This is a genomic window from Pseudomonas sp. o96-267 (assembly GCF_003935465.1).
Lineage (GTDB): Bacteria > Pseudomonadota > Gammaproteobacteria > Pseudomonadales > Pseudomonadaceae > Aquipseudomonas > Aquipseudomonas sediminis.
Map to the genome: position 1 here is coordinate 139,282 of NZ_RHQP01000006.1, position 17,849 is coordinate 157,130.

Here is a 17,849-nt window from a genome sequence, read left to right on the forward strand (position 1 = left end):
TCCCTTCGAACACGTCTGCCAGGCGTAGAGGAGCCAGGAAAGATGCCGTCCCCGCAGCATGCCGACCAGACCGTCAGACACGCCATTGCCCAGCCCAGAATCGCCATTGAAGCGGTACAGCCGATCATTGAAGGTGGCCGCTTCGCCAGCAAATGCCTGAGCGGCCGGCCGTTGCCGGTCAGTGCGGTGATATTCAGCGATGGACATGAGCAACTGGCCGCCGACCTGCTGTGGCGCGCAGGTGGCGAAGCCACTTGGCAGCGCAAGCCGATGCAGGCGCTGGGCAATGATCACTGGAGCGCAGAGCTGCGCATCGACCAGCAGGGCCGTGGCGAATTCGCCATCGAGGCCTGGCTGGACGTTTACGCCAGCTTCCGCCAGGAACTGGTGAAGAAGCTCGGTGCCGGTGTGCCGGTAGAACTCGAACTGCAGGAGGGCGCGCAGCTGGTCCGGCGTATCGCCGCGCAGGCCCCGGAACCATTGCGTGCCGAGCTTACAGCGCTGATCGAACGCATGGAGGCCTCGCAATCGCAGTCTGAACGCGAGGCGGTGCTGATCGATCCTTCGGTCAACGAGCTGATGCGCCGCGCCGAATATCGGCCGCACCTGCTGCGCACGCCGAACTACCCGTTGGACGTCGAGCGCAGCCTGGCCGAATTCGCCAGCTGGTATGAGCTGTTTCCCCGCTCGCTGGGCGACGAGCAGCGCCACGGCACCTTCGCCGACGTGCACGCACGCATCCCCGAGATCGCCCGGATGGGCTTCGATGTGCTGTATTTCCCGCCGATTCATCCCATCGGCCGGGCGCACCGCAAGGGGCCGAACAACAGCCTCAAGGCCGGCCCAGGCGACCCCGGCAGCCCATACGGCATCGGCGGCGAGGAGGGCGGTCATGAGGCCGTGCACCCGCAGCTCGGCAGCCTCGAGGATTTTCGCCAACTGGTACAAGTGGCCCGCGAACATGGCCTGGGAGTGGCGCTGGATTTCGCCGTGCAGTGCTCACCCGATCACCCCTGGCTCAAGCAGCACCCCGGCTGGTTCAGCTGGCGCCCGGACGGCAGCATTCGCCATGCCGAGAACCCGCCGAAGAAGTACGAGGACATCGTCAACGTCGAGTTCTATGCCGAAGACGCCATGCCGGATCTGTGGCTGGCGTTGCGCGATGTGGTGCTGGGTTGGGTGGAGCAGGGCGTGACGCTGTTTCGCGTCGACAACCCGCACACCAAGCCGATGCCGTTCTGGGAATGGCTGATCGCCGACGTGCGTGAACCCCATCCCGAGGTGATCTTCCTCTCCGAGGCCTTCACCCGCCCGGCCATGATGGCGCGCCTGGGCAAGCTCGGCTTCAGCCAGAGCTACACCTACTTCACCTGGCGCAACACCAAGGCCGAGCTGCAGGCCTACTTCGAGGAGCTTAACCAGCCGCCCTGGCGCGATTGCTATCGGCCGAACTTCTTCGTCAACACGCCGGATATCAATCCCTATTTCCTGCAGCGCAGCGGCCGGCCCGGCTTTCTCATCCGCGCTGCGCTGGCGACCATGGGCTCCGGCTTGTGGGGCATGTATTCGGGCTTCGAGCTGTGCGAGGCCGAGCCGGTGCCGGGCAAGGAGGAGTACTTCGATTCGGAGAAGTACCAGCTGCGGCCACGCGACTACCAGGCCCCCGGCAACATCAACGCCGAGATCACCCGGCTCAACCAGATTCGCCGCGAGAACCCGGCGTTGCAGACCCATCTGGGCTTCCAGGCCTACACCGCGTGGAACGACAACATCCTCTACTTCGGCAAGCGCACGGCTGATCTGAGCAACTTCATCCTGATCGCCATCAGCCTCGATCCGCATCACGCCCAGGAAGCGCACTTCGAACTGCCGCTGTGGGAGCTGGGCCTGCCAGACGATGCCTCGGTGGCCGGTGAAGACCTGATGAACGGCCACCGCTGGACCTGGCACGGCAAGGTGCAGTGGATGCGCATCGAACCCTGGCACCTGCCTTTCAGCATATGGCGAGTCCAGACCGCCCGGTGAACAACGGAGTATCACCATGGCCAAGCGCAGCGCCGGCAAGACCTTCCTCAACGACCCGCAGTGGTACAAGGACGCGGTGATCTATCAGGTCCACGTGAAGTCCTTCTTCGACGCCAACAACGACGGCATCGGCGACTTTCAGGGCCTGATCGACAAGCTCGACTACATCGCCGAGCTGGGTGTGAATACCCTTTGGCTGCTGCCGTTCTATCCCTCGCCACGGCGTGACGACGGCTATGACATCGCCAAGTACAACGATGTCCACCCGGACTATGGCAGCCTGGCCGACGCCCGGCGCTTCATCGCCGAGGCGCACCGGCGCGGCCTGCGTGTGATCACCGAGCTGGTGATCAACCACACCTCCGATCAGCACCCCTGGTTCCAGCGCGCACGCCGGGCGAAGAAGGGCTCCAAGGCTCGTGATTATTACGTCTGGTCTGACAGCGACGAGAAGTACGCCGGCACACGGATCATCTTCATCGACAGCGAGAAGTCCAACTGGACCTGGGACGCGATGGCCGGCCAGTACTTCTGGCACCGCTTCTACTCGCATCAGCCGGACCTCAATTTCGACAATCCCAAGGTGCTCGAAGCCGTGCTCGGGGTGATGCGCTTCTGGCTCGACATGGGCGTCGATGGCCTGCGCCTGGACGCCATTCCGTACCTGATCGAGCGTGACGGCACCAGCAGCGAGAACCTGCCGGAGACCCATGCCGTGCTCAAGCGCATCCGCGCCGAACTGGATGCGCGCTATCCGGATCGCCTGCTACTGGCCGAGGCCAACCAGTGGCCGGAGGACACCCGTCCGTATTTTGGCGAGGACGACGAATGCCACATGGCCTTCCACTTCCCGCTGATGCCGCGCATGTACATGGCCATCGCCCAGGAAGACCGCTTCCCGATCACCGACATTCTGCGTCAGACGCCGGAGATTCCGCCCAGTTGCCAATGGGCCATCTTCCTGCGCAACCACGATGAGCTGACCCTGGAGATGGTCACCGACGACGAGCGCGACTACCTGTGGAACTACTACGCCGCCGACAGTCGCGCACGGATCAACCTCGGCATTCGCCGGCGCCTGGCGCCCCTGGTAGGGCGTGACCGGCGGCGCATCGAGCTGCTCAACAGCCTGCTGCTGTCGATGCCCGGCACGCCGACGCTGTACTACGGTGACGAGCTCGGCATGGGCGACAACATCTACCTCGGCGACCGTGATGGCGTGCGTACGCCGATGCAATGGTCGGTGGACCGCAACGGCGGCTTCTCCCGCGCCGATCCAGCGAGCCTGGTACTGCCGCCGATCATGGACCCGCTGTACGGCTACCAGACCATCAACGTCGAGGCGCAGGCGCGCGACCCGCATTCGCTGCTCAACTGGACGCGGCGCATGCTCGCCATCCGCAACCAGCACAAGGCTTTCGGCCGTGGCGCGCTGACGATGCTGGCGCCGAGTAACCGGCGCATCCTGGCCTACCTGCGCGTGCATCGAGGCGAGGATGGCAGCGAGCAGCAGATCCTCTGCGTGGCCAACCTGTCCAGCGCGGCCCAGGCCGTCGAACTGGAACTGGCTGAGTACCGCGACCGGGTACCAGTGGAGATGATCGGCGGCGCCTCGTTCCCGCCCATTGGCCAGCTCACCTACCTGCTGACGTTGCCGCCGTACGGTTTCTACTGGTTCTACCTGGCCGACGCCTCGCAGATGCCCAGCTGGCACCTGAAACCGGTGGAGCGTATGCCGGAGCTGCAGACCCTGGTGCTGGGGCGCGCCCTGAACGAAGTGATGGACGGGCGCGCACGGCAGACGCTGGAGCGCGAGTCGCTGCCGTTGTATCTGCCCAAGCGCCGCTGGTTCGCGGGTGAACAGCGCCCGGCCGTCAGCGTGTTGTACGCGATGCCACTTGGCAACGATGCCAACGCGCCGCTGCTAGCCGAGGTACAGGTGACGGGGGCTGGTGGCGTCGAGCATTACCGCTTGCCGCTGGCGGCTGTGCCGGAACGCGCCGAGGGTAACGACCTGCCGCAGCAACTGGCACTGGCCCGGCTGCGCCGGGGCCGCCATGTGGAGCTGCTGACCGATGCCTTCAGCCTGCCGCAGTTCAGCCAGCAGGTCCTGCGCCTGCTGCGTGAGCAGGCAGTGCTGCGCAGCGCTGGCGGCGAATTGCAGTTCCGCGCCGAGGTGGCGCTGCTGGTGCTCGACGGTATCGACGAGAACGACTTCAAGCTGCTTTCGGCCGAGCAGTCCAACAGTTCGGTGCTGATCGGCGAGCAGCTGTTGCTCAAGCTGTTGCGCCGCGGCTTCCCCGGTATCCACCCGGAGGTGGAGATGGGGCGCTTCCTGACCGATCACGGCTACGCCAATGTCGCGCCATTTCTTGGCGAAGTGGTGCGGGTCGACGAGCAAGGCCAGCCCCATACACTGATGGTGATGCAACGTTATCTGGACAATCAGGGCGACGCCTGGCAATGGACGCTCAACACTCTCGACCGCGCCATCCGCGATCAGTTGGCCGGCGGCACCGTCAATCCGGATGTCGATGCGCTAGGCGAACTGCAGCAGTTCGCCGGCGTACTCGGCAAACGCGTCGGCGAAATGCACACGGTACTGGCGCGGCCGGTTGAGAATCCGGACTTCGGTTATCAGCTCAGCGGCGAGCGCGACAGCGCCCACTGGGCCAAATCCATCACCGCGCAGCTGCAGGAAGCCCTACAGGCTCTGGCTCGTCAGCGTGACGCCCTGAGCCCGGCGACAGCCGAACAGGCCGACTGGCTGCTGGCCAGGAAAAAACCGTTGCTGGAAGCGGTCACCCGCCTGGCAACGCAGGCGGCAGGTGGCCTGCGCATACGGGTGCATGGCGACCTTCACCTGGGCCAGGTCCTGGTGGTGCAGGGCGATGCCTACATCATCGACTTCGAGGGTGAGCCCAACCGCTCGCTGGAGGAGCGCCGCCAGCGCCACAGCCCGTTCAAGGACGTCGCCGGCATGCTGCGCTCCTTCGACTACGCGGCAGCGGTAGCACAGCGTAACGCCGGTGGCGTGGAAGGCGCGGCGAACGCCCAGCAGGTAGTTCGCGACGTGGTGTCGCGCTACCGCGAGCAATCGTGCAGTGCCTTTCTCGATGCCTATCGTCTGGCCGCCAACGGCTTGCCCCACGAATGGCACCAACGCTACGGCGAGGGCGCCGCCCTCGACCTGTTCTGCCTGGAAAAGGCTGTCTATGAAATCGTCTACGAAAGCGGCCACCGCCCCGACTGGATCGATGTCCCGTTGCAGGGGCTGGTGGATCTCGCTAATCAATTGCCGGGAGTGCGACCTTGAATCAGAACAGAGTGCAGCGCCTGCAGCGCGCCGAAGATGGCGATCCTTTCAGCTTCCTCGGCCCACACCCGCAAGGCGACGAGAGCCTGGTGCGAGTCTGGCTGCCCGACGCCGACGCGGTGGACCTGCTGGCCCGCAACGGCTCGCTGCTGGGACGCATGCACTGCAGCGACCCGCAGGGCCTGTTCGAATTGCAACTGCCCCAGGCGCAGCGCTACCGCCTGCGCATCCACTGGCCGGGCAGCGTGCAGGAGACGGAAGATCCCTATGCCTTCGGCCCGCTGCTGGGTGACACCGACCTCTACCTGTTCGCCGAAGGCAACCATCGCCAGTTGTGGCGCTGTCTGGGCTCGGCACCGATGGAGCACGAAGGCGTGCCTGGGGTGCGCTTCGCCGTCTGGGCGCCCAATGCGCGGCGGGTTTCGGTGGTTGGCGACTTCAATAGCTGGGACGGCCGCCGCCACCCCATGCGTCTGCGCTACCCGGCCGGCGTGTGGGAGCTGTTCATCCCGCGGCTGCAGCCCGGCGAGTGCTACAAATACGAAATTCTCGGTGAGCACGGTGTGCTGCCGCTGCGCGCAGACCCCATGGCGCAGGCCACCGAGGTGCCGCCGGCCACCGCTTCACGGGTGCCACAAGCTGAAGCCTTCGTCTGGCAGGATCAGCAGTGGATGAGCGAGCGCGAACAGCGCCATGCTTCGCAGGCACCGCTGGCGATCTACGAGCTGCACGCCGGCTCCTGGCAGTGGCATAACGATCACGCACCAGACTGGGACGAATTGGCGGAACGGCTGATTCCCTACGTGCAGGACCTGGGCTTCACCCATATCGAGCTGATGCCGATCATGGAGCATCCGTTCGGCGGTTCCTGGGGCTATCAGCCGCTGTCGATGTTCGCGCCCACCTCACGCTTCGGCAGCCCGCAGCGCTTCGCCGCCTTCGTCGATCGCTGCCACCGCGCCGGCATCGGCGTGATTCTCGACTGGGTGCCGGGGCATTTCCCCAACGATGCCCACGGCCTGGCCGAGTTCGACGGCACCGCGCTGTACGAATACGCGCACCCGTTCGAGGGCTTTCACCCGGACTGGAACACCTGCATCTACAACCTCGGCCGCACCGAGGTGCACGGTTTCATGCTGGCCAGCGCGCTGTACTGGCTGCGCGAGTACCACGTCGACGGCCTGCGCGTGGATGCGGTGGCATCGATGCTCTACCGCGACTATTCGCGTGAAGCGGGGCAGTGGATTCCCAACCGCCACGGCGGGCGCGAGAACCTGGAGGCCATCGAATTTCTCCAGCACCTCAACGAGGTGGTGCGCAGCGAAGTGCCCGACGCGTTGATGATCGCCGAGGAATCCACCGCCTGGCCTGGCGTCAGTCGCCCGGTGCAGCAGGGCGGCCTGGGCTTCAGCCACAAATGGAACATGGGCTGGATGAACGACAGCCTGAGTTACATCCAGCAGGACCCGATGTACCGCCTGCACCATCACCACCAGATCACCTTCGGCCTGCATTACGCCTTCTCCGAGCGCTTTATCCTGCCGATCTCCCATGACGAGGTGGTGCACGGCAAACGCTCGCTGCTCGGGCGTATGCCCGGTGATCGCTGGCAGCAATTCGCCAACCTGCGCCTGTTCCTCGCCCTGATGTGGAGCCACCCAGGCAAGAAACTGCTGTTCATGGGCTGCGAGTTCGGTCAGTGGGGCGAGTGGAACCACGACCAGCAACTGGACTGGTACCTGCTGCAGTACCCAGAGCATGCTGCTGCCCAGGCGCTGGTACGCGAGCTGAATCGCTTGTACCGCGAAGAGCCGGCGTTGCACCGCCTCGATGACCAGGACAGCGGTTTTCAATGGCTGGTCGGCGATGACGCGCGCAACAGTGTGTTCGCCTGGCTGCGCAAGGGCGGTGAGGGTAGTGCGCCGCTGCTGGTGGTGCACAACTTTACTCCGCAGGTATTCGACGGCTACCGCATCGGCGTGCCGCAAGCTGGCCGCTGGCAGGTGCTGCTCAATACCGATGACAGCTGCTGGAGCGGTTCAGGCGCTGGCACGCAGGGTGAGCTGCACAGCGAGCAACTGGCCGCTCATGGCCAGTCCGATTCGTTGAATCTGCAATTGCCGCCGTTGGCGACGCTGATTCTGCGGCCTGCCCAATAAGCGTCGCCGCTGAAGCGCCTCGCACGAAGGGCGAGGTGCGCTTTGGAGTGATGATTCTGGTCCAGCCAAATCCATAGTGGGAGAGGTTTAGCCTATCGCGGCTAAAGCCCCTCCCACAGAGGGTTAGTGAGCGGAGGTCACGCCGCGCAGCACGGTGTCGTTGGCCATCCGGCTGTGACCGGAGGCGATATTGCCCAGCGAAACGATGCCAACCAGACGTTTCTCACGGTTGAGCACCGGCAAGCGGCGCAGCTTGATATCGGCCATATTGGCGGCCACATGCTCGATGTCCTCGTCGTCGAAGCAATAGCGCACATCGCTGCTCATCACCTGGCGCACCGGTGTGCTGCCGTCCAGGCCAGCGGCCACGGCGCGCACAGCGATATCGCGGTCGGTAATCATGCCGATCAGACGGTCGCCTTCGTTGATCAGCAGTGCGCCGCTGTCGATATCGGCCATCAGCGTGGCGGCCTCGCGAATGCTGCGCTCAGGTTCGAGGGTGCGGACGTTGCGGGTCATGATTTTGCTGATTTTCATCGGTGTCTCCTTTTGCAGGCTGAGTGGGCGAATGCCCAGAACGAACCGCGGCATCGAAGGCTCAACGATTCAGGAATAGCGCACCAGGTGATGCGGGTAATCGCCTACCCGCGCGCCCACCACCATTTCGCTGACCCAATCGATCAGGATGCGCGTATAGGCTTGCTGATGACGGTCCTCACTGAGCCCATGGTCGGCACCAGCCATGGTGCGATGGGTCAGCGAGTGCGCCTTGTCAAAAGCATTGCGGTAGCTCATCAGCGTGGTGTGCGGGACGAAGTCGTCATGCTCGGACTCCACCAGCAGCACGTCGCCGCGAAATTCGCAGCAGGCAGCGAGCGCCAGATTGTCCTGCGCGCGCTGCGGCGTGCGCCGGTACTCGGCGAGCCGTGCAACGTCCAGTAGGCGTTTGGGCAACTGCCATTGCGCGTCCCAGTACAGCGCCGGCACGCGCAGGGCCAGCCAGCGCACCGGGCGCCGCACGCTGAGCAAGGTAGCGAGGTAGCCGCCGTAGCTGGTACCGATCACTGCGATGCATTCGGGGTCGACCGCTTCGTGCGCGGCCAGCAGGTCGTAGGCAGCGAGAATGTCGGCCAGGTTGTCTTCGCGCGATACGCGCTCCTGGGCTTCGACGTTGCGTTCGTGCCCGCGCAGGTCGAAGGTCAGGCACACGCAGCCCAGCCCGGCGATACCACGGGCACGGGCCAGGTCGCGTTGCTGGCTGCCGCCCCAGCCGTGGACGAAAAGCACGCCGGGAACTTTGCTCGGTGGGGTCAGCAGGGTGCCGGCGATGTGCTGGTCACCCACCAGAATGTCCAGGCTCTGGCTGCAGGCACTCATGACGGCCCCACTTTGACGTATTTGGCCAGCGGGCCGTCCTCGCTGTCCTGGCCCTGATACAGGCAGATCGAGTCTGGCGGCGGTGGTGCGTCCCGATAGTATTCATGGGTCGATGCCTGCAGCGTGTGCAACTGCGGATTCTTGATGAACGCTCCCAGGGCGAAGATTTCCGCCGCGCTGGCCCCGCCGACGCGCCAGGATTGCTCCAGCACGCCACTGCGTGTCTGCCCTCGTGCGTTCAGCCCCTGAGCCACGTCGTAGTTGCGCCGCGAGGCCTGAATGGAGGGGTAGACCTCCAGCGCCGCTATCTCGAAGATGCGCGCCTGCTGCACGGCCAGACGCACGCTTCGCGGCAGGTCGAGGGTCATCAGTGCCGAGTAGTCACCGCGCACCAGTGTCAGGCGCGAGCCGCCGTAGACCTGGTTACCCTTGCCATCCTCGGTCAACTGCTGGGTGCCGTGGTAGCTCAAGGTGATACCCGCCACCCGGATCTGGCCGACGCTGTAGGTAGTGGGCTGCTGCAGGTCCTCTTCCAGCACCAGGCCCTGTTCCCTCACACGCGGCTCATCCAGTGCGGCCAGGGCGTTGTCCAGCTCATCAGGCGAACGCACGACCTGCTGGCCTCGGCCGCCGGTGCCGTCCACCGGTTTCAGGCGAATCGGCCCGGCGCGTAACAGGTGTTGTCCGGCCTCTACGGCATCCTCCAGAGCAAAGACGCTGAAGCCCTGCAAGGTGACGCCATCGACCTGTCGGGCGAACCGCTCGGACCAGCCCACAGGCAAATGGCGAGGAGCGTCGAGGGCAGGATGACTGATGGCCTTGGTGGCGAGAAAGGCATGTTCGACCAGGCCGCCGAAGAAATCGTCCGGCCCGCCGATGTCCAGTGCGCCGACATCGCCGATCAGGGTGTCTTCAGGCAAGAAATAGTGGCGCCCGCGAACCTGCGTGCCCAGCTGATGCGGGCCGAGGAAGGGGCAACCGAGCAGGGCGGCGAGTTTCTCGCCGAGCTGACGCCTCACCATGCGTTCATGGGCCATGTGCTGAGCGGTGCCCGGCAGCAAAAGCAGGCCTTTGTACGCGCCCATCATTTGTCCCGCCAGGTGCCGCCAGAATTCTCACAGTCGATGCGCACCTGCTTGAGGTCGCCTGCCCGGTAATAGTGGGTGAGCACCTTGGCCTCATTGGGCACGGCGGGGCGCGCCTCGCCGCGATCGTCGTCGCCGGAGCGGTAGTTGGTCAGGGTTTCCTGGGTCAACGCCGCTTCGCAACTGCCCAGTTTGGCCTCGGCACAACTGGCGACCTTGCGTTGCTCGCTGTTGATCATGTCGCCGGTTGCGTTATTGCACGACCAGTCGATGGCGCCCCTGTCCATGCCGGTGAACTCGTAGCAGAACTCCTGTTCGACCTCCGCAATGGCATCGCTGGATGCGCTGGCACTGACGTAGCAGGCCTCGGCCAACGCGTCGCCGGCCGCTAACGCGCCGACCAGAAGGCCGGGAATGATGGCTCGCATGATGATCTCCTCGACAGTGGCGTTCATGAGTTGTGAGGGGAGCCGCCAAGTCGAAGTTCAGGCTTTTTGATCAATGGGGCGCAGGCAGAAAAACCCTGAACTCATCAGCGTTGCGAAGGCCACAAAGAAAAGCCGAACCCATCGTTTCGGCTGTAATCTACGCGCGCGTTAGGGGATCGATATGAGCGAATCGCACAGCGAGGCCGGGAGTGCCGTAGCAGCGTTCAAGGCGGCCATCCTGGCCAAGCTGCGTTACGCCGTGGGCAAGGACCCGAGCACAGCTTTCGACCATGACTGGTTCGAGGCGCTGGCGCTGGCCACGCGCGACCATATGATCGACCGCTGGGAAGAGTCCTCCGCCCAGGTCGAGCGCCAGGGCGCCAAACGCGTTTATTACCTATCCCTGGAGTTTCTGATCGGCCGCTTGCTGGTGGACAACCTGAGCAACCTTGGCTTGCTCGACGTGGCGCGCCAGGCCATGGCCGAACTCGGTGTGGAGATGGAACACATCCGTGAGGTCGAGCCAGACGCGGCGCTCGGTAATGGCGGGCTAGGGCGTCTGGCCGCCTGTTTCATGGAAAGCATGGCAACCCTGCGTTTGGCCGCTCACGGCTACGGCATTCGTTATGAACACGGGCTGTTTCGCCAGGCGATCGTCGATGGTTGGCAGGCCGAGCAGACCGAAACCTGGCTGGATTTTGGCAATCCCTGGGAGTTCGAACGCCCGGAAGTGGCGTATCGCATCGGCTTTGGCGGGGGCGTGGAGCCCCTGGACGACGGTGCAGGCGGCACACGCCAGCATTGGCATCCGCAGGAGAGGGTGCGTGCCATCGCCTACGGCACACCGGTGGTGGGCTGGCGCGGCGCCTCGGTCAATACCCTGCGACTGTGGCGTGCGCGCGCCGAGGAAAACCTGCAGCTGGATCGCTTCAATGCCGGCGATCACTTCGGCGCGGTGGCCGGCGAAGTGCGCGCGGAGAGTATCTCGCGGGTGCTCTATCCGGCCGACGATACCGAGGCAGGCCAGGAGCTGCGCCTGCGTCAGGAATACTTTCTGGTTTCCGCCTCGCTGCAGGACCTGATCGAGCGCCACCTGCGACTGCATCAGGACCTGCAAAGCCTGCCGCAGCAGGTGGCGATCCAGCTCAACGACACTCACCCGGCCATCGCCGTAGTCGAGCTGATGCGCCTGCTGGTGGACGAGCATCGCATGCCCTGGGCGCAAGCCTGGCAACTGACGGTGGCCACCACTGCCTACACCAACCACACGCTGCTGCCAGAAGCGCTGGAGTCGTGGCCGGTATCGTTGATGGAGCGTCTGCTGCCACGGCACCTGCAGATCATCTACCTGATCAACGCCGAACATATCGATGCGCTGCGCGCCAAGGACATCCATGACTTCCGCCTGCTGCGCGCGGTGTCGCTGATCGAGGAAGACTACGGCCGCCGCGTGCGCATGGGCAACCTGGCGTTCCTAGGTGCGCACAGCATCAACGGCGTTTCAGCGCTGCACACGCGGCTGATGCGCGACACGGTGTTTCGCGACCTTCATCGGCTCTACCCCGACCGAGTGAACAACAAGACCAATGGCGTGACCTTTCGCCGCTGGTTGTTCCAGGTCAATCCGGGGCTTACTCATCTGCTGGTCGATGCGCTGGGCGAGCAGGTTCTGCATCGCCCAGAGGATCATCTGCAGGCGCTGGAACCTTTCGCCGAACGCCAGGATTTTCGCAACGAATATGCGCTCTGCCGCCAGCGCAACAAGGAGGCGCTGGCCGCACGGGTCCGGCAAGTGCTGGGGATCAGCCTAGACACCACGGCCATCTTCGATGTGCACGTCAAACGCATCCACGAGTACAAGCGTCAGTTGCTGAACCTGCTGCACACCGTGGCGCTGTACCAGGCCATCCGCAACGATCCGACCACCGATTGGGTGCCGCGGGTGAAGATCTTCGCCGGCAAGGCGGCGGCCAGTTATCGCCAGGCCAAGCTGATCATCAAGCTGGCCAACGACATCAGCCGCACCATCAATGGTGACCCCACCGTACGTGGGCTGCTCAAGGTGGTGTTCATCCCCAACTACAACGTCAGCCTGGCCGAGACCATCATTCCTGCAGCCGACCTTTCCGAGCAGATATCCACCGCCGGGCTGGAAGCTTCCGGCACCAGCAACATGAAGTTCGCCCTCAATGGCGCGCTGACCATCGGCACACTGGACGGTGCCAATGTGGAAATATGTGAGCGGGTCGGCGAAGAGAACCTGTTCATCTTCGGCATGACCGCCCAGCAGGTTGCCGCCCGGCAGCGCCAGGGCCTGGAGATGAGCGATGTGGTGGCAGATTCGGAACGACTGGAAGCCGCCCTTGGCGCTATTCGCGGCGGGGTATTTTCGCCGGACGATCCAGCGCGCTACGTGGGGTTGGTGGATGCGTTGCTGTACGAGGACCGCTTCATGGTCTGCGCCGACTTCGATGCCTACTGGAAGGCGCAGCGCCAGGTCGATCAACGCTGGCAGCGGCCCGAACAGTGGTGGCGTTCGGCGGTGCTGAATACCGCGCGGATGGGTTGGTTTTCCTCCGGTCGCACCATCGCCGAATATGCCAAAGATATCTGGCAGGTACCGCTGCCGCAGCGTGAGGGAGACTAGGCGCGTCCTGTTCAACCTCTTGCAGCGACCCACTGCAAGAGGTTGAACAGGCTTTCAGCGCTGTACGCGGTGCGCAGGCGTGCTGCCGCCTTTCTTCGGATGCAGGATGCGCGTGACCTGCACGTCGGTGAACTCGTTGGGCCACTCGAAGGTGTGCAGGGCGCTGAGGTAGAAGCGCGCCTGGTCTGGCGAGAGTTGCTCGCGCTCCGACTCCACTTCGACGCTATGGGGCTGGTTGTGCAGGATGTAGCTGATCAGATGCAGTGGCTTGGCCATGGGAGGCCTCCGTTTTTGCTGAGTGATGTGAGGTAGACCCGCCCACCTCGCTTGCAAGTTCCCGCCATCCGCCGGATGGCACCTACGGGGTACCGCAGCCTCTGCATCCGTGGTGCCGGGCGCAATTGCACCAGGCATCGCTTGTTCGCTATTCGCTAGCCGGGCTGGGTCTCGATGTGCTGCTCACCCTGCTTGCGCAGGGTTTTCGCACGCTTCTCCAGCACCAGGTAGGTGACGCTGGCCAGCAGCAGAGGCAGCAGGTAATAGAGCACACGATAGGCGAGCAGGGCGGCGATCAGGCTCGCCTGGCTGTACTGATGCTGCAGCAGGGCGAGAAATACCGCCTCGAGCACGCCCAGACCGGCGGGGATATGCGCCACCACTGCGGCCATGCAGCTGATCAGCAGCACGCCGAGTACCGAGGTGTAGGCCGCACCCTCCGGCAACAGCCAGAAGATCAGCGCCGCCATCAGCGCCCAGTTGCTTGCGCCCAGGCACAGTTGCAGCAGTGCCATCTTCAGTGAGGGCAGGGTGATCGACCGCTCGCGCAAGTGCCACACGCGTTGCCGCGAGAAAGCGCAGATGCCGATGTAGGCACTGACCACCCCCAGCAGCGCGAACCCCACCAATTGCAGGCCGGTGACGCCCAGGCCCCAGTTGTCGGGCAACTGCACCAGGCGCATGGAGAAGATCACCCCGGCCAGCGCCATGTAGCCGGTCCAGTTGGTGAGCAGGCTGAGGCTGAGGATGCGTGTCACCGTCGAGGCGCTCAGGCCAAGGCGCATGTACAGCCGGTAGCGCATCGCCACGCCGCCAATCCAGGTGGTGAAGTTCAGGTTGAAGGCGTAACAGACCATCGCCACCGGCATGACCTGGCGCGCAGGCAGATGATGGCGGCTGTACTGGCGGCCAAGCAGGTCATAGCAACTGAACACCAGATAGCTGGCGCAGGCGATCAACGCACCTACTGCCAGTGTTTGCACGCTGTAGTCGCTGAGCGACTGGCGCACTTCGCCCCAGTCCAGATTGCGCGCGAGCATGTACAGCAATGCCGGTATGGCCAGTAGAAAGAACAGGGTCAGTGCGCGTTTTCCCCAGCGCATCCAGGGGTTGTTCTGGGCACCATTCATCCAGTTTTTTCCTCTTCATAGCCGCTGGCCTTGTCGGCTGGCTCCAGCGGTTTCAGTCTCTTGCGGTGCGCCGGCAGCCAGCCGGCGATGGTCGGGAAGCGGCGCAGAAAGTGAAAGCACAGGAACACCAGTGGCGCGCGCCACCAGTAGCCGCGTATCACGCGTTCGAGTTCGATGCGCTTGCAGTGCTCGGCGGACAGCTCGAGCAAATGGTCATGCAGGTAGTGGTTGAAGGCCTGATCCTGAATCACCAGGTTGGCTTCCAGGTTCAGCGCCAGGCTCAGCGGATCGAGGTTGCTCGAGCCCACCGTGGACCATTCGTCGTCCACCAGCGCCACCTTGCCGTGCAACGGGCGCTGGCAGTATTCGTAGATCACCACGCCATCGCGTAGCAGATAGTTGTAGAGCAGGCGCGAGAAGGCCTGGACCCAGCGCATGTCTGGCTGGCCCTGCAGGATCAGGGTGACCTGTACGCCACGCTGCGCCGCATTGCGCAAGGCGCGCAGCACGCGGTAACCAGGGAAGAAATAGGCGTTGGCAATCACTACGCGTGTGCGCGCCGATTCGAAGGCGCGCAGGTGTTCGTCCTCGATATCAGTGGTGTGGCGCTCGTTGTCGCGCTCCAGCAGCATCACGCGCGCATCGCCCACCGGCTCTCTGGATGGCTGCGCCGGGCTCGGCTCGCTTAGCGCCGGACGTAGTAAGCGCTGCATGGCTACGTGCAGGTCGCTGAGGATAGGGCCTACCACTTCGACGGCGTAGTCCTGCTTGGCCATTTCACCGAAGTCGCCGAGATGGTCGGCCGAATAGTTGATGCCGCCGACGAAGGCGCGCTGGCCATCGATCACCACCAGCTTGCGGTGCAGGCGACGGAACAGATTGGTACGCATGCCAAAACGCCGGGGGCTGGGATCGAAAACATGGATCTTCACGCCCTCGCGGGTCAGTGCGGCGACGTACTCATGCTGCAGGTCGGCGGTGCCGTAGCCGTCCACGGCGAGGACGATGCGCACGCCACGCCGCGCCGCTTCGATCAGTACCTCCTGCAGTTCGAGGCCGACCTTGTCTTCACGGATGATGAAGGTTTCCAGCAGCACCTCGATGCGCGCCGCGCGAATGCATTCGAACACCCGCGGGTAATAGTCTTCGCCATTGATCAGCAGGCGCAGCTGGTTGCCGTCTCGCCATATGCCACTCACAGGTGAATCTCCGCTGCCAGTGGCGCGTGATCGGAGAGGTGCGACCAGGGCCGAGTGGACAATACCTGTGGCTCGTGCGCCGAGGCATTGCGGGTGTAGATCCGATCCAGGCGTAGCAGCGGCATGCGTGCCGGGAAACTGCGCGCAGGTTTGCCGTGGCGATGCTCGAACGCTTCGCGCAGGCCATGGGGGGCTAGCAGGTCGTCCGCGCGCAGGCGCCAGTCGTTGAAGTCACCGGCGACTATCACCGGTGCACTGGGTTCGAAGGTCGCCAGCAAATCCAGCAACAACCCCATCTGCTGACGGCGGTGCGCCTCACGTAACCCCAGGTGCACGCATACCGCATGCACGGCATCGTGCCCCGGCACGTCGAGACGGCAATGCAGCAGGCCGCGTTGCTCGGTGCCGCTGACCGTCACGTCGAGGTTGTGATGTTCGAGAATGGGAAAGCGCGAGAGCAGGGCGTTGCCGTGGTGGCCGTCCGGGTAGACGGCATTGCGCCCGTAGGCGAACTGCGGCCACATGCTGTCGGCGAGAAATTCGTATTGCGGCACGCTCGGCCAGTCATGGAAGCGTTTGGCGTGTAGGGCATGGTCGCCGAGCACTTCCTGCAGAAATACCAGGTCCGACCCGGTGGACTGCACGGCGCTGCGCAATTCCGGCAGGATGAAACGACGGTTGAGAGCGGTGAAGCCCTTGTGCGTGTTGATCGTCAGCACGCGCAGGCGCTTGACCGGTGTCACTCGGTCGATGATCACCTCCGGTTTGGCAATGGTGTTGTTCATGTTCGGTCACGCTCGCTCACAGGCTGCCGGGCTTTTTCGAGCGCGACTCACCGAGCGGATCGGCGTCGGCGATAGCACGATCGAGAAGCACCTCGCCATGCACCTGCTCTTCGCTGCCGTGGCTGGCGTCGTTCTTCGCCGGCTGCAGTTGCACCTTGATCCAGCCGCTGTCACGTCGATCGAAGGCCTTAAAGGCTTCGATGGCGTCACTCATGGGCTTGACCTGGGTGAGGATCTTCGCAGGGTCGATGCGTCCAGCCTGGACCATCTCGATCAGTTGCGGGATGTAGCGGCGGTGGTTGCAGTTGCCCATGTTGATGCTGAGGTTCTTGTTCATCGCCTGGCCGATGGGAAACTCACGTGCCTGGTGCGGATAAACGCCGATGATGCCCAGCGTGCCGGCCTTGGCCAGGGCATCGACGGCCCACTGCAAGGCCTGCTCGGGCGCATCGCCCGGTTGCCATTCGTGGCCTTCTGGCTGGCGCGGCGAGTGGCCGTGGGCAGGGCACTGGGCATCGATGCCCACGGCATCGATGGCACGGTCCACGCCAATGCCGTTGGTCAGCCGACGCAGGGTGTCGACCGGATCTTCGCGGTCGAAGTTGATCACTTCGGCGCCCTGGCGGCGGGCCATGTCGAGGCGATCATCGAGGTGATCGATGGCGAATACGCGTGCGGCACCCAGCAGTTTGGCGCTGGCGATGGCGAACTGGCCGACCGGCCCGGCGCCGAAGACGGCGACGGTATCGCCGCTACCGACTTCGGCCAGTTTTGCGCCGAAATAACCGGTGGGGAAAGTATCGGAGAGCAGGATGGCCTGGTCATCGCTGATCTCGCTAGGCAGTTTCACCAGGCCGATATTGGCGAAGGGAATGCGCGCCATCTCGGCTTGCAGTCCATGGAAGGCGCCGGTGATTTCCGGGCCGCCGTAAAAGGAGGTGCCGGCCTGCTTGCCATTGGGATTGGCCTCGTCGCACTGGGCGTAGTAGCCGGCTCGGCAATAGCTGCAATTGCCACAGGCGATGGTGGAGGGCACCACAACGCGATCGCCGATATTGAGATTGCGCACATCGCTGCCCAGCGCCTCGACGATGCCCACGGCCTCATGACCAAGGATGGTGCCCTTGCGCATGCCGCCCACTGTGCCACGCACAAAATGCAGGTCTGTACCGCAGATGGCCGAGGCGGTAATGCGAATGACCGCGTCGGTACTGGCCTGTACCTCGGGTTCTGGCACGTCATCCAGGCGGATGTCGCCGATGTCGTGAAATACCACTGCTTTCATGAATCTCTCCCGAGGCCGACCAGCTGGCCGGCGTAGGTGATTGTTTGCTTGGGACTGACGCGAAGCGTCACGCGCGCCGAAAGGTGGCGCTCCGCTCGAGCGGCGCCATGGGTTGTCCCAGCATCTATATTTTTCGA

13 protein-coding genes are annotated in these 17,849 nt (G+C 64.1%); 4 read left to right on the forward strand and 9 right to left on the reverse strand.

Annotation, left to right across the window (positions count from 1 at the left end; all coding sequences use genetic code 11):
* Window positions 1-42: 42 nt before the first annotated feature.
* Genes EGJ86_RS05940 through glgB form a run of 3 tightly spaced genes read left to right on the forward strand, consistent with a single transcriptional unit; the run spans window position 43 to window position 7,500 of the window.
* Window positions 43-2,025, forward strand: coding sequence for an alpha-1,4-glucan--maltose-1-phosphate maltosyltransferase (locus EGJ86_RS05940; protein ID WP_125834400.1), 1,983 nt, complete (start codon window positions 43-45; stop codon window positions 2,023-2,025).
* 16 nt (window positions 2,026-2,041) lie between these two features.
* Window positions 2,042-5,341, forward strand: coding sequence for a maltose alpha-D-glucosyltransferase (treS, locus tag EGJ86_RS05945; RefSeq protein WP_125834401.1), 3,300 nt, complete (start codon window positions 2,042-2,044; stop codon window positions 5,339-5,341).
* Entirely contained in the window at window positions 5,338-7,500 is a 2,163-nt protein-coding gene (gene glgB / locus EGJ86_RS05950; RefSeq protein ID WP_125834402.1) for a 1,4-alpha-glucan branching protein GlgB, read from the forward strand. Before treS ends, glgB begins: the two co-directional genes overlap by 4 nt.
* 123 nt (window positions 7,501-7,623) lie before the next feature.
* On the opposite strand, the gene EGJ86_RS05955 is transcribed toward glgB, so the two are convergent.
* The 4 genes from EGJ86_RS05955 to EGJ86_RS05970 form a co-directional block, all read right to left on the reverse strand.
* A complete protein-coding gene (locus tag EGJ86_RS05955; RefSeq protein WP_125834403.1) occupies window positions 7,624-8,037 on the reverse strand; it encodes a CBS domain-containing protein in 414 nt (137 codons plus the stop codon).
* A gap of 69 nt (window positions 8,038-8,106) precedes the next feature.
* Window positions 8,107-8,877: a S9 family peptidase gene (locus EGJ86_RS05960; protein WP_125834404.1), complete on the reverse strand. Its 771-nt coding sequence runs from the start codon at window positions 8,875-8,877 to the stop codon at window positions 8,107-8,109.
* Complete coding sequence (locus tag EGJ86_RS05965) at window positions 8,874-9,962, reverse strand: DUF3182 family protein (protein ID WP_125834429.1); 1,089 nt, start codon at window positions 9,960-9,962, stop codon at window positions 8,874-8,876. The genes EGJ86_RS05960 and EGJ86_RS05965 overlap by 4 nt, the downstream gene beginning before the upstream one ends.
* Window positions 9,962-10,390, reverse strand: coding sequence for a hypothetical protein (locus EGJ86_RS05970; RefSeq protein WP_256672341.1), 429 nt, complete (start codon window positions 10,388-10,390; stop codon window positions 9,962-9,964). Before EGJ86_RS05970 ends, EGJ86_RS05965 begins: the two co-directional genes overlap by 1 nt.
* Before the next feature lie 181 nt (window positions 10,391-10,571).
* Between EGJ86_RS05970 and EGJ86_RS05975 the strand changes: the two genes are divergently transcribed.
* Window positions 10,572-13,037, forward strand: coding sequence for a glycogen/starch/alpha-glucan phosphorylase (locus tag EGJ86_RS05975; RefSeq protein ID WP_125834406.1), 2,466 nt, complete (start codon window positions 10,572-10,574; stop codon window positions 13,035-13,037).
* A gap of 54 nt (window positions 13,038-13,091) precedes the next feature.
* Here EGJ86_RS05975 and EGJ86_RS05980 read toward each other — a convergent pair whose 3' ends face one another.
* The 5 genes from EGJ86_RS05980 to EGJ86_RS06000 form a co-directional block, all read right to left on the reverse strand.
* A complete protein-coding gene (locus EGJ86_RS05980; RefSeq protein WP_106732324.1) occupies window positions 13,092-13,313 on the reverse strand; it encodes a hypothetical protein in 222 nt (73 codons plus the stop codon).
* A gap of 155 nt (window positions 13,314-13,468) precedes the next feature.
* Entirely contained in the window at window positions 13,469-14,443 is a 975-nt protein-coding gene (locus EGJ86_RS05985) for a lysylphosphatidylglycerol synthase domain-containing protein (protein ID WP_106732323.1), read from the reverse strand.
* Window positions 14,440-15,642: a cardiolipin synthase ClsB gene (clsB, locus tag EGJ86_RS05990; RefSeq protein ID WP_125834407.1), complete on the reverse strand. Its 1,203-nt coding sequence runs from the start codon at window positions 15,640-15,642 to the stop codon at window positions 14,440-14,442. Before clsB ends, EGJ86_RS05985 begins: the two co-directional genes overlap by 4 nt.
* Window positions 15,639-16,427, reverse strand: a complete 789-nt coding sequence (locus EGJ86_RS05995; protein ID WP_125834408.1) for an endonuclease/exonuclease/phosphatase family protein — start codon at window positions 16,425-16,427, stop codon at window positions 15,639-15,641. The genes clsB and EGJ86_RS05995 overlap by 4 nt, the downstream gene beginning before the upstream one ends.
* Before the next feature lie 16 nt (window positions 16,428-16,443).
* Window positions 16,444-17,712: a zinc-dependent alcohol dehydrogenase gene (locus EGJ86_RS06000; RefSeq protein WP_125834409.1), complete on the reverse strand. Its 1,269-nt coding sequence runs from the start codon at window positions 17,710-17,712 to the stop codon at window positions 16,444-16,446.
* Between the last annotated feature and the right edge of the window lie 137 nt (window positions 17,713-17,849).